We start from the raw sequence: 13,764 nt of genomic DNA on the forward strand, positions 1-13,764 counted from the left end.
TTGAATACATCCTCGCCCGGACGAAAACTTTAATTAACATTTATATCGCTGCAGCGGGAGGCATCTCATGAGACAATCCTTGAGCAAACACGGGACCCTGGGGACCTTGCTGTTCTTTTTGTTCTTACTATGCTCAGCCCTCCCGGCCCGGGGCGAGGTTTGGACCTACGCCTGCGGCGGAGATCCGTTCGCGAACCAAAAGAGCGTCTTCGATAAAAGCGAGTTCGTCTGCGCGGCAGGGACCGGGCTCAGCGGCAGTATGTTAAACGGCTGCGGCTTTTATCCCTGTGCCGACCTTTACGTGATGACCAACCGCACCTGGAGCGGCGGCGAGGCGCTGGCCGACGTGATGGGCTCGGAGAACAGGGTCGAGACGGAGATGATGGGCGGCGTCTTCGGGGTGGCCAATCAGGTGGTGATCGCGACGCCTGCCAAGATGTTCGTCGGCGAGTTCGACATCGTCCTCGACAACAACCTGGACCACAAGTTCAATGGCGCCGACCTGGTGAATGCGGCCGGCAGCGGCTTCGCCTTCAGGATCATCGACCAGGGGCACCCCCCGGTCGACCCCGGCCCGATGAAGGCGGGCGCCTTGGCCATTTCCCAGGGAGCCTCCGACGCCATCGCCAAGTGGAAGGCCGGCTGCGACCTGCTCGACGCGATGGGCGCCGCCTTGAGCCTCATGTCGGGCGACGTCGTCGGCGCCGCTATCGGGGTCCTTGGGAACATCACCGGGATCGCGACCGACTATAACGGCGCGGTCATCGCCAAGGCGACCGACCTGATCGGCGGCTTCGATCCCACGACCAATCCGCAGAAGGCCTCGGGGATCTACGGGAACATCGCCAAACACTGGTACGACCTGTACGAGGACCCGGCCGATCCGCTCTTTACCGAGATGGTCGGGTTGAACTACGCCGCTATCAATGCCGAACTCGCCGCGACTTCGGTGCCCGAGTCCTATCCCTTCTACGTGAAGGGGACCGATCCCAGGGAATACGCCCTCATCAAGATCGCCAACCGCGCCGTGGAGCAGGCGGCGCTGGTCAAGGCGCTGCGCCAGTCCTACGAGAAGTACCAGGGGGCGGTCGCCGTCTCCAACTACGAATACGCCTATCGTCAACTGGAGCAGACCAGGACCTACTCCCTGCTGCTCCTTGCCAACCTCGCCGGGTTCAGTTCGGACCTGCAATACCTGAAGGACGTGCTGACCGCGCAGGGGGTAGCGAACACGGTCATCAAGGTGAGCGACATGCAGGGGCTGAAAGACCGGGTCGCGGCCCTGGGTCTCACCGCCGAAGAGGCGGCCTCGCTTAAGGCTGCCGGCTTCAGCGACCAGCGGATAACGCTCCTCACCCAGTACATCGTCTCCATCTCGGTCCCGGCGGCCGACTTCACCATGGCTTCCTCCATCGCCGACCTCGCTGCCAAGGCGGATGCCGCCTACTCAGGCATCCAGAGCTTCGACCTCGGCATCCAGACGACCATGAACAACCTCTCCACGGAATTTACCCCGCACCACCCGAAAGCGGTCGCCGGCGGCCCCTACAACGGCACTACCGGCAGCCAGGTCACCTTTGACGGCGGGGGATCCAGCGACCCCGATACAGGCGACACCCTGGTCTACGGCTGGGACTTCAACGGAGACGGCGTTTTCGACGATGCCGCCGGCAAGACCGTGGTCCATACCTGGAGCAAGCCCTTCAGCGGGCTGATCGGGCTCAAGGTCACCGACCCGGCCGGCAACAGTTCGATCGCCTACGCCAAGGTCGTCATCACCGCCTCGAACCTCCCGCCGGTCATCACCTCGTTCACGCCCGCGGACAAGGCGCCGAGGGCGAGCGTGAAGGTCCCGCTTTCCTTCACCGTGGCCGCGGACGACCCCGAACAGAGGGCGCTTAGTTACCAGTGGAGCGTCGACGGCGCCCCGGTCGGCACCGGGACCGGCTATCTCTATGCGCCGCCGGCCGGTTTCAAGGGGACCGTCAAGGTCATGGTAGCGGTGCGCGACGACCAGGTCGACAACCCGCCCGCCGTCGAGGCGCGCGCGGTCACAGTATTCCTCGACTGCGATCCGCTTGACCCTGCGACGACGATCAGCTATTACCGCGATCTGGACGGCGACGGTTTCGGGGATCCCTCGGTGGTGACCCAGGCCTGCGCGGCGCCGGCAGGTTTCGTCACCAACAAGCTCGACTGCGACGACAGCAACGCTGCCATCGGCCAGGCGACCCTCAGGTTCTACCGCGACAGCGACGCTGACGGGCTCGGCAACGCCAACAGCTCCGTGATCGCCTGCTCGGCCCCGGCCGGTTTCGTCTCCAACAGCCTCGACTGCAACGACGCCGACGCTACGGTGGGCGCCCCCAGCATCACCTTTTACCGGGACTTCGACCATGACGGCTTCGGCGACCCGATGAACGCGCAGGTCGCCTGTTCGGCGCCTGCCGGCTACGTCGCCAACAGCCTCGACTGCAACGACGCCGACCCCGCCGTCGGGAACACCCTGACCACCTACTACCGCGACGCCGACGGCGACGGCTACGGTACTGTGGCCCAGTCCCAGCAGGCCTGTCTGCAACCGGCGGGATACGTCCCCAACTCGCTTGACTGCGACGACACGAACCCGTACATGAACCCGGCGCAGAAGGAGATCGTGCATAACGGAAAAGACGACGACTGCTCCGCCGCCACCCCGGACAACTATTCCAAAAGCTTCGTCCTCGCCATAGACGACTCCTCCTGGGTCTACTACGCGAAGAGCAACGGCGACGGCACTTTCAGCAACTACCAGAGGACCGGCTTCTACCTGGGAGGGGGGACCTCGCGCGGCATCGCCATAGGCGATTTCGACGGCGACGGCACCCTCGACTTCATAGGGGGGCGCGGTAACGGCTCCTACTACCTCTACAGCAACGACGGCAGCGACAACTTCACTTACAAAGGCATCGTCGGCACCCACAGCAACCCTGGCGGCTACGCCATGGACATGACTGTCGGCGATTTCAATAACGACGGCCTCCTGGACTTCGCCGGCAACGGCAACACCAACACCTGCTCGGTCTTCCTGAACGACGGCGCCGGCGGGTTCACCCGCTCGAGCTTCAACTACAACTGGACCGGGCGCGGCATGGATGCAGCCGACTTCAACCACGACGGCAACCTCGACCTGGCCGTCTCCTTCTACGGTACCAACGACGTCTGGGTGTACCTTGGCGACGGCACCGGGAAGTTCACCGGCTCGAAGGTAGGGACCGCCACCACCTCGGCCGGCGACAACTACGCCCTTGCCGCCGCCGACTTCCACAACGACGGCAACACCGACATCATCGTCTCGGGGAGCTCCAACGGCGACGCCTACCTCCTCAAGGGGAAGGGGGACGGCACCTTCCTCGCGGCAGTCGCGGTCCCGTCGCTCGACATGGGGTACCACAACTCCATGGACGCCTACGACTATAACGGCGACGGCAAGGCCGATATCGTCCTCTCCGAGTACACCGGGTACAGGATGTACTTCTATCCCGGCAACGGCGACGGCACCTTCGGCCCCCGCACCGCCATCAGTACCGCCAACTCAAGCGCCGCGCTCCTGGCCATCGCGGCGCCCCCGTCACCGCAACCGGCGTCGTTCCCGATAGCGGACGCGCAGCCAAAGGGGCAGACGATCCAGGTGGGGCAAAGCGCCAACTTCAACGGCTCCTTCTCCAAGGACCCAGCGACGATAGCCTCCTACAGCTGGAACTTCGGCGACGCGGGGACCGGTACCGGCGCGGTCGTCGACCATGCCTACCTGAGCGAGGGTCGCTTTACCTCGATGCTCACCGTCGCCGACCTGCAGTCGAGAACGGACCGCGACTTCGCCCAGGTCACCGTCATGGGGGCTCCCCCTGTGGCGAACGCCGGCGGCCCGTACTCAATAGGGGAGGCCGACGCCACCTTCGGACGCTACACGGCGAAGCTCGACGGCTCGGCTTCCAGCGACGACTTCGGGATAGCGAGCTATCAGTGGTTCCTCGGCAGCACGCTTTTGGACGACTTCGAGGACGGCAACGCGAACGGCTGGATTCCCGCCGCCGGTACCTGGACCGTCAACGGCGGCGCCTACGAACAGACCAACGCCTCGCTGAGCCGGGCCGACACCCTGACCGGCGACAAGAAAACGGCCGACTACACGGTGGAGACAGACTTCCGGTTCGTCTCCGGCAGCGGGCAGGAAGCGCTCCTCATCTTCCGCGCCCAGGACACCGACAACCACTACGAGTTCATCTTCCGCGGGCGGGGGCTGAACGACCTGTTGCTGTACCGGTATGTGAACGGGGGCTCGACGCAGCTGGCCCAGGCCTATCTCCCCTTCACGCCGCAGCTGAACACGACCTACCGGCTCAAGGTGGAGGCGTACAAGAACAGCATCAAGTGCTACGTGGACGGCGTCCTCTATATCGACGCCACCGACAGCACCTACTTGAACGGCAAGGTCGGCCTCACCACCTACCTTACCGACGTGAAATTCGACAACTTCACCCAGTATTCGATGAGGACGGGTGTGGCGCCCGAATTCACCGTGCTGGAGGGTAGCTACCCGGTGACCCTCAAGGTCACCGACAAGGTGGGGCAAAGCGCCAGCGCCGCCACCCAGATCACCGCGGCCAAGGGCAGCGCGCCGGTTGCCGCAGCGGGCGGCCCCTACACCTTCAGCGAGAGCTTCGCCAACGCCAACAAGTGGACCGTCACCCTCGACGGCTCCGGCTCCAGCGACGACACCGGCATCGAGACCTACGCCTGGAGCTTCGGCGACGGCGGCACCGGTACCGGCGTGAAACCGACCCACGTCTACACCGGCGCCGGCACCTACACCGTCACCCTCACGGTGACCGACCGCGCCGGCCTCTCCAACAGCACCACGACCACGGTCACCACCAAGGGGGACGCGGCTCCCATCGCGAACCCGGGGCTCCCCTACGCTGTGGACGAGCGTGCCGCCTCGGCCGGCAAGTGGACCGTCAACTTCGACGGCCGCGCCTCCACCGATGACCGTGGCATCTACGATTACCAGTGGCGGTTCGGCGACGGCGGCACCGGCAGCGGCCCCACGCCGACCTACCAGTACTCGGCCGCAGGGGTCTACACCGTGACCCTCACGGTCCGCGACCACGCCTTCTTAAGCCACAGCGCCTCGACCAGCGCCACCGTGAGCACGAACGCCTTCCCCGTGCCGCGTCCGGGCGGCCCCTACAGCGTGGACGAGAGTGCCGCCAGCGGCGGGAACTGGACCGTAGCGCTCGACGGCAGCGCCTCCAGCGACGACTACGGCATCTGGAAATACGATTGGAACTTCGGGGACGGAAGCACCGGCACAGGCGCCAAGCCGACCCACATCTACGCCGCGGCCGGGACCTACAAGGCGACCCTCACCGTGACCGACAACGGCAAGCAGGCCCAGTCGGCGACGGTCGACGTCGTGGTGGCCGGGAACCAGCCCCCGGTACCTTCGGCAGGCGCAGACAAGATCACCGAGGTCGGCTTCCCGGTGACGCTGGACGCGAGCGCCTCGACCGACGACTTCGGCATCTACAGCTACAAGTGGGATCCCGGCAGCCCCTCGTGGTCCTTCACCCCCTTCGAGCGGACCCCCGACGGGGTGCTCATCACCGGCGACTACAACAACTGGAACCGGTACCTGATCAGCAACGGCAGCGCCCCCAGAAACGCCGGCGACAGCTACACCGGCCGCGTCTCGCTGCAGGCGACCAGCAACGGCAGCAGATACCTGATGTGGGGGTTGAAGAGCGTCGGCGCGGGCTTCGGGATGGACCAGTACTACCACGCCCTCTACTTCAACAACGGCGCGATCCATGTCTATGAGAGCAACATCAACCGCGGCAGCTTTGGCTCCTTCGCCAACAACGTAAGCTACGACGTCCGCATCGACCTGAAAGCCAGCGGCGCCGTCTACTACTACCGCGTCACCGGCGCCGCCGATTGGACCAAGCTCTACGAATCCACTTTCTCCAACGCCACCCCTCTGCGCCTGGGGGCGTCGCTGCACAGCGGGCTCTTCCTCCTCTCGGACTTCACCACCCCGGCAGGCGCTCTGCAGCTTCCCGCATCGCCGCAGCTCACCAAGCCGCTGCTGCAGGCAACCTACGGCGCTCCCGGAAGCTACACCGCGGCCGTGACGGTCACGGACCACGCGCAGCAGTCGGTTACGGACGCGGCGACGGTGACGGTCGTGCCGGGCGAGGCCCCGGTGGCGCATACCGGCGGGCCGTATCTCACCAACGAGGACATACCGACCCGCTTCAACGCCCGCGCCTCCACCGACGACTTCGGCATCAAGAGCTACCGGTGGGATTTCGGCGACGGTGAAGGACTCAGCACCCGCAACCCCTGGGTCGACCACCGCTATACCCAGGCCGGGGTCTACAGCGTCACCCTCACTGTTACCGACTACGCTGGGCACACCTCCGTCGACAGCACGACTGCCACGGTGAGCGCGAACCCGGTCGTCTCCTGCGTGCCGTGGCAATTTTCCGGCGTGAACGAGATGCCGCACGACACCTGGAGCGGCAAGGAGATCACCCTGAAAGGCGTAGCCTGGTCGCTGCACCCGCCGCTCACCTACCGGTGGGAATTCGGCGACACGACCCCCGACGCAACCGGCACGGCGACCGATCCGCGCGCCATCCAGGCGAAGCACACCTACAACGGCGTCGACGGCCAGCCCTTCGTCGCGACCCTCACCGTGACCGATGCGCTCGGCAACAGCGCCTCGGACCAGTACCAGGTCAGGATCCGTCCCAAATCGCTCGACATCGAGATCAACCTTGCCATCGACGATGGGCTTTGGTGGCTGCACACAAACCAGACCCGCTCCTACTTCACCAAGGGGACCTACGGCGACGCAGTCATAGACGCCGGCTACTGGGATAACGCCGGGGGGTGGAACGGCGACGCCGGCGGCGGCATCAGCGGCCTCTACACATCGTCCCCGACCGCGTCGGCCGTACAGGCCTTCGAGGTGAACGGACACCTGGAGCTGGGCGACGTCCGCAAAGACCCCTACGTGGAGACGGTGGCGCGGGGGCTGCGTTTCACCGCCTCGCGCCTGCGCCAGATGGCGATCGGATCGCAGACCTATGGCGATCCGGACAGCAACGGCAACGGCCTCGCTATCGAGACCGTAGAGGCACGCCCCATCTACGAGGTGGGGCAGGTCATGGACAGCATCCTGGCCAGCGGCAGCCGCAACACCTACGCCATTACCGGCCCGAGCGGGGTCATGGGGAGAAGCTACTTCGACCTCTTGACTGACATGGTGGACGTCTACTCCTGGGGGCAGACCGACGGCACTGGCGGCGGCGGCTGGCAGTACTCCTGGAACGGCGGCATCGACAACTCCGCGGCGCAGTGGGGGGCGGTCGGACTCCTGGCCGCGGAGGAAGTCTGGAAGATCCAGGTGCCCAAGTGGGTGAAGGAGAGAAACAGCATCTGGCTCGACTACTCCTACGACGGGACCGGCTTCGGTTACAGCGGCAGGGGGAACGGCGTGAACACGACCCCCTCCGGGATGGTGCAACTCGCCTTCGACGACATGGTTGGCTACGACGACCCGGACACGACAGTTGACGAGCGCGACCCCAGGTGGAAGACAGCCGAGGCCTACATCGCCAACAACTGGACCAAGCCCTGGTGGTTCCCCAACAGCAGCCTCAACAACCGTTTCAGCTACTACGGCCATTACGCCTTCGCCAAGGCGATGCGCTCGGCCAAACCCAAGCCGGTGGTGAACCTGGCCGCGACCGGGCTTGACTGGTACAAGGACAACGTCAACGGCATGGCGCGCCGGCTGGTGAACCGCCAGCAGTCCAACGGCGGTTGGCCGCAGGACCAGGAACCGGGATGGTACGTGGGTTACGACCTGACCAACGCGTGGTCGGTGCTCATCCTCACCCCGACCCTGTTCGTGCAGCCGCCGGTCGCCGATGCGGGCGAAGACCGGGTCTGGGGGGTGGACGTCGAGCTCACCCTGGACGGTTCGCGCTCCTACCACCTCGATCCGTTCCGCAAGATCGTGCTCTACGAGTGGGACTTCGACGGCGACGGGGTGTTCGACGTGGCGAGCCCCGATCCCAAGGCGGCCCATACCTACACGCGGCAGCTCTACCCAGAAAACACGCTGCCGCGCGTGATCACCGTGACGCTCCGGGTGACCGACGACAACGATCCTCCCAAGTCGTCCACCGACACGGCGAAGATCACCATCGCGGTGCCGCCGCATCCGCCGGTGGCTGTCCCCGGAGGGCCGTACACCTGTTTCGTCAACGTCCCGTGCGCCCTCGACGGGAGCAAGTCGTTCGACATCGATCCCACCGACCTCATCACCCTCTACGAGTGGGACGTTAACGGCGACCGGGTCTACGGCGACGTGACCGGTGCCACGCCGATGGTGACCTTCACCACGACCGGCATCAAGAACATAGGGCTCAGGGTAACCGACAACGGCGTGATGAGCCCAACCGGGAGACTTGAGGCCTTCGGCTTCACCACGGCCACCGTGCTTCAGAACAGCACCCCCAGCGCCAACCCCGGCGGCCCCTACACGGTCGACGAGGGGAGCACGCTGCAACTTGACGGCAGCGGTTCCACCGATACAGATGGCAACGCCCTGAGCTACTCCTGGGATCTTGATCACGACGGAAGCTTCGAGACGGCAGGGGTGCGGCCGCTCTTCAGCCGCCCCGACAATGGGCTCTTCACGGTCACCCTCAAGGTTTCCGACGGCAGCCTCGAAGCTCTCCGCGACACCGTCGTTACCGTGCTCAACGTGGCTCCGGCGGTGAACCCGCTTCCGGCCGCCGCCATCAAGGAAGGGGCACTCTACGCCGCTGCCGGTTCCTTCACCGACCCGGGCACCGACAGCTGGAGCGCCACGGTCGACTACGGTGACGGCGGCGGAGTGCAGCCGCTCCCGCTCAGCGGCAAGGCGTTCTCCTTGAGCCACGTCTATCCGCGGGACGGGGTCTACGACCTCAAGGTCACCGTCTCCGACGACGACGGCGGAGTGGGATCGGCCACCGCCAAGGTGACCGTCGGCAACGTCGCCCCGGTCGTCAACGCCGGGCCTGACGGCTCCATTGCCGATGGGGCCACCTTCACCAGTTCGGGCTACTTCACCGACCCGGGTGCCGACTCCTGGAGCGCCACCGTCAACTACGGCGACGGAGGCGGCGACCAGCCGCTCCCCCTAAACCCGGACAAAACCTTCAACTTGAGCCACATCTATGCGGTGGCCGGATCCTACACGGTGGTCGTCACCGTAAACGACGGGATAGCGAGCGGCTCCGACCGCGCCTGGGTCGCCGTCAGCACGACGAGATGCCTCACTTCGCTCATCGCCAAGGCGAAGTCCGGCGCGGTCCAGCTCAACTGGTCGGCAGCGGAGCACACGCCGACCACGAAATACGACATCTACCGCAGCACCGAGGGGGCGAGCTCAGGCTTCGTCAAGGTGAGAAGCGGCTACAGCAACCTGTACCCCGTCTTCACCGATACCGGCCTCGTTAACGGCAGGACCTACTACTACCGCATCGAAAAGCTGCAGCCGACGGGTGGCTTCTGCAGTTCGCCGGTGGTATTCGCTAAACCGGTTTCACTGTTCTAGTCGACCAACCGGCGCCGCTTTCAGCCGGCACAGGAAAAGGAGATATGCCATGAAGAAGATGATTACTTTGATGATCTGCACCTTGCTGCTCTTAGCGGCAACCAGCGCCCAGGCGCTCGTCGTCAGCAACAGCTCCACCTATCTGAACGAAATCACCCCTTCGGGTGACGCGTTCGGTCCCGAAGTTTTCGCCGGGTTAGGTACCTTCAGCCGCAGCTATTCCGCTGCCGGGAGCTACAACATCCTGGCCTTCATCGACAACGACCTCGACGTAGAGCTGACCGGCTTCTACCCCGAAACGGCCGGGACGCAGGGAAGCTTCGACGACAGGTTCTCCTACCAGGTGGGCGACCCGTTCGACATCGCCGGTAACTTCCTGGCCGGCTCGCTGGACAACTCCGTAACCAGCGGGGGGGACGTGGCGGTCGCCATGGGATGGAGGTTCGATCTGCTGGCGGGGCAGACGGCGCAGGTGAGCTTCAGCGCGAGCGATGTCCTTCCCCTGGGCCCCGGCTACATCTGGCACCACGACGCCGTGCTGCTTGAGCCCGACTTTCAGCAGTTCGAATTGTTACCCGACAGCGTCATCTACTACGTGAGCTCATTGCGGATAGAAGATGCAGGCACAAATCCTGTTCCCGAACCGTCGACATTCATCCTTTTCGGATCGGCATTTTCTATTTTCGCAATCTATGCCAGGAAACGCAAAAACACATAGTACCGGCAGTTGTTGATTACTCATAACCTGTTATCATCGTGTACCTGGAAAAGGCGGGATTCATCTTCCCGCCTTTTTTTTAACTGTATTGACAGATAGCTAGCTTTTATGAAAGATTGATTTAACACAAGACTTTAACCAGATAGGGACGAAATCATGCGCTCTGCAAGAAGACTGTTAGCCGCAGCCACCCTCGCTTTTGCCATGTCGACTTTATTGCCCGCTGCCGCGCCCGGGGCGCAGGCGCCTCAGCCCATCCCGGCGCCCCCCGTTCCTGAAAACCAGGCGCCGCTGCTGGCTCCCCCGGGCGAAATCTCCCGCGATTACGCCGTTCCTGCCGTGCAAAAGGTGGCGCCGGGGAAGTACCGGCTGGGGGTGATCATGATCGACAAGGCCGCCAGGAGCATCTCCTTTCCTGCCGAGGTGAACATGAAGCAGGGGCTTTTGGAGTACCTGCTGGTGAAGGCCGGCGGCAAGACACACGAGAGCCTATTGCGCACCAGGGTCCAGCCCTACCACCTGCAGCTCGCCTGTCTGCTGTTAGGCCTCGAAGGGGGGCGCAAAGCGCTTTCGGCCCAGGGGGCGGCCGAGACCCCGGAGGGCGAGACGGTGGAGCTGTCGCTTGAGCTTTCCGACGGGAAGAGGGTGCAGACCGAACAGTGGCTGATGCTCCAGGTGGCCGGGGAGCGCAGGGATGTCCCGAAGCTGAAGTGGATCTTCACCGGCTCGCTGGTGAGGGAGGGTGTCTTTGCCGCCCAAAGCGACGGTTCCATTGCCGCTTTGTACCACGACCCGGTGGCCATGATAGACAACAGCTCCCAGGAAGGTGCGAACGACGAGATATGGTACGCGAGGGAGAGCGCCGTCCCCCCCGTTGGGACGCCGGTGACCGTGCTGATCCACCTCTCCCCGTAACCAGGAGGGCTCGACATGAACTCCCGCATCATCACCTACTGCAGCAACATCCACCCGGGCGAATCCTGGGAGGAGACCTTCAAGGCCTTGCAGGAGCATGTTCCCAAGGTGAAACAGGCCGTTTCACCCGATGCGCGCTTTCCCATCGGGCTGCGCCTGTCGGCCCGCGCCGCCAGGGAACTCCTCGCCGCGGGGCGCGCCTCCTTCGCGAGCTGGCTGCGCGAGGAGGGGTGTTATGTCCCCACCATCAACGGCTTCGTTTACGGCGCCTTCCACGGGGAGGCGGTGAAACAGAAGGTCTATCTCCCCGACTGGCACAGCCGGGAGCGGGCCGAATACACGAACCTCCTCGCTGACCTTCTTGCCGAGTGGCTCCCTGCGGGGATGACCGGCTCCATCTCCACCGTCCCCATCGGATTCAAAGCGATCCTCTCCCCAGCCGAGTACCGGACCCGGGTGCTGCAGGTCCTCACGCACCTGGACTCCCTGAAGGAGGAGACGGGGGTCGACATCGTCCTCGCCCTGGAGCCGGAGCCCGCCTGCGTTCTGGAGACGACGGCCGATCTGGTGCGTTTCGTGGAGGAGATGGATCTTCCCGCACCGCTTAGGGAGCGGGTCGGAATCTGCCTTGACTGCTGTCATCTGGCGCAGCAGTTCGAGGAACCGGAATCGGCCCTGTCGCTCCTGGCGGACAGCGGCATCCGGCTGGGGAAGGTGCAGGTCTCCTCGGCGCTCTCCGCCGGGCATGGCGACCGCGCTGCGCTCTCTTCCTTCGCCGAGCCGTGCTATCTGCACCAGGTGGTGATCCGCTGCAGGGACGGCACGCTTATCCGCTACAACGACCTCCCCGCCGCCCTGGAGCAGCACCGGGGAGAGGGGGGGGACGAGTGGCGCTGTCATTTCCATGTGCCGGTATTCCTGCAGGAAGCAGGATCCCTCGGCACCACCCGCGGTTTTGCGGAGAAGCTTTTGCCGCTTCTGGACCGGGACGTGCTGCTGGAAGTCGAGACCTATAGCTGGGGGGTGCTGCCGCCGCAGCTGCGGTCGGAGGATCTCTCCTCGTCCATCATCCGCGAGATCCAGTGGCTGCAGGGGAGCGTCAATGCAACGGACTGTCGTCCTTAACGTAGTGGGCCTTACCCGGACGCTCATCGGCGACGGCACCCCGCGCCTGCGTGAGCTTCTCGCCGCAAGCGCCGACATAAAAAGCATAACGCCTGCCGTCACCTGCTCGGTCCAATCCACCTACCTGACCGGAAAGCTCCCTGCCGGGCACGGCATCGTCGGCAACGGTTGGTACTTCCGTGAGCTGGGGGAGGTCTTCTTCTGGCGCCAGTCGAACCGGCTGGTCCAGGGGGAGAAGATCTGGCACGAGGCGAAAAGGCGCGACCCCTCCTTTAGCTGCGCCAACACCTTCTGGTGGTACAACATGGTGACCGACGTCGATTACGCGATCACCCCGCGCCCTCTTTATCTCGCCGACGGCAGGAAACTCCCCGATTGCTACAGCATCCCCGCGGACCTTCGCGACCGCTTCAACTCCGAGCTAGGCCAGTTCCCACTGTTCCAGTTCTGGGGGCCTGCCACCTCCATCGTCTCCAGCGACTGGATCGGCAAGGCCGCCATGTCCATCGAGGAAACCTATCGCCCGACCCTGCAGCTCGTCTACCTGCCGCACCTCGACTATTGCCTGCAGAAGCTGGGGGCCGGGGGGGATATCTCCGCCGACCTGGGGGAGATCGACCTTCTCTGCGGGCGATTGCTCGACTTCTTCAGCGGGCGCGGCTGCCGGGTGGTGGTGCTCTCCGAGTACGGCATCACCGAAGTGGAGCGCCCGGTGCACCCGAACCGGGTGCTGCGCGAAGCGGGGCTTTTGTCGCTCAAGGTCGACCGGGGGCGGGAATACCTGGATCCGGGTACCAGCCGCGCCTTCGCCGTTGCCGACCACCAGGTGGCTCACGTCTACGTCCGCGACCCGCGCGACGTTCCGGCGGTGCGCGCCCTCTTTCAGGGAGCTCCGGGGGTGGAAGAGGTACTGGACGGGGAGGGGAAGAAGGGGGCGGGCCTTGATCACGAGCGCTCGGGCGAACTGGTGCTCGTCTCCGGCGCGAAGAGCTGGTTCACCTACTACTGGTGGCTCGACGACGCGAGGGCTCCCGACTACGCCCGCACCGTCAACATCCACGCGAAACCCGGCTATGACCCCTGCGAGCTCTTCCTCGATCCCGCCATCAGGCTCCCGAAGGTGAAGATCGCCGCGACGTTGGCAAAGAAGCTTCTAGGTTTGCGCTACCTGATGGACGTGATACCGCTTGATCCGACACTGGTGCGGGGCTCCCACGGCCGGGTCACCGACGACCCCGCCGCCGGCCCCATCTTCATGACCACGGAGCCGAAGCTCCTCGATGCGGGGAGCGTGGATGCGACCGAAGTCTACAGTCTGCTGCTGCGCCATCTGGAGGCGGACTAA

5 protein-coding genes are annotated in these 13,764 nt (G+C 64.6%); all 5 read left to right on the forward strand.

The window, feature by feature from the left end; all coding sequences use genetic code 11:
- Window positions 1-67 precede the first annotated feature (67 nt).
- The 5 genes from K419_RS24355 (at window position 68) to K419_RS0106790 (ending at window position 13,764) form a co-directional block, all read left to right on the forward strand.
- Window positions 68-9,661, forward strand: coding sequence for a PKD domain-containing protein (locus K419_RS24355; protein ID WP_026840924.1), 9,594 nt, complete (start codon window positions 68-70; stop codon window positions 9,659-9,661).
- 49 nt (window positions 9,662-9,710) lie between these two features.
- Window positions 9,711-10,379 (forward strand): PEP-CTERM sorting domain-containing protein, encoded by a 669-nt coding sequence (locus tag K419_RS0106775; protein WP_026840925.1) that lies wholly within the window; start codon window positions 9,711-9,713, stop codon window positions 10,377-10,379.
- Window positions 10,380-10,535: 156 nt separating this feature from the next.
- Window positions 10,536-11,294: a YdjY domain-containing protein gene (locus K419_RS0106780; RefSeq protein WP_026840926.1), complete on the forward strand. Its 759-nt coding sequence runs from the start codon at window positions 10,536-10,538 to the stop codon at window positions 11,292-11,294.
- A gap of 15 nt (window positions 11,295-11,309) precedes the next feature.
- Window positions 11,310-12,419 (forward strand): metabolite traffic protein EboE, encoded by a 1,110-nt coding sequence (gene eboE, locus K419_RS0106785; RefSeq protein ID WP_026840927.1) that lies wholly within the window; start codon window positions 11,310-11,312, stop codon window positions 12,417-12,419.
- Complete coding sequence (locus K419_RS0106790; RefSeq protein ID WP_026840928.1) at window positions 12,397-13,764, forward strand: alkaline phosphatase family protein; 1,368 nt, start codon at window positions 12,397-12,399, stop codon at window positions 13,762-13,764. The genes eboE and K419_RS0106790 overlap by 23 nt, the downstream gene beginning before the upstream one ends.

It is taken from the genome of Citrifermentans bremense R1 (assembly GCF_000426865.1).
In the GTDB taxonomy this organism is placed as follows: domain Bacteria; phylum Desulfobacterota; class Desulfuromonadia; order Geobacterales; family Geobacteraceae; genus Geomonas; species Geomonas bremensis.

Bases quoted from the DNA above. Each gene is read 5' to 3' on its own strand.
- K419_RS24355 (WP_026840924.1), top strand. From the start codon at position 68: ATGAGACAATCCTTGAGCAAACACGGGACCCTGGGGACCTTGCTGTTC.
- K419_RS0106775 (WP_026840925.1), top strand. From the start codon at position 9,711: ATGAAGAAGATGATTACTTTGATGATCTGCACCTTGCTGCTCTTAGCG.
- K419_RS0106780 (WP_026840926.1), top strand. From the start codon at position 10,536: ATGCGCTCTGCAAGAAGACTGTTAGCCGCAGCCACCCTCGCTTTTGCC.
- eboE (WP_026840927.1), top strand. From the start codon at position 11,310: ATGAACTCCCGCATCATCACCTACTGCAGCAACATCCACCCGGGCGAA.
- K419_RS0106790 (WP_026840928.1), top strand. From the start codon at position 12,397: ATGCAACGGACTGTCGTCCTTAACGTAGTGGGCCTTACCCGGACGCTC.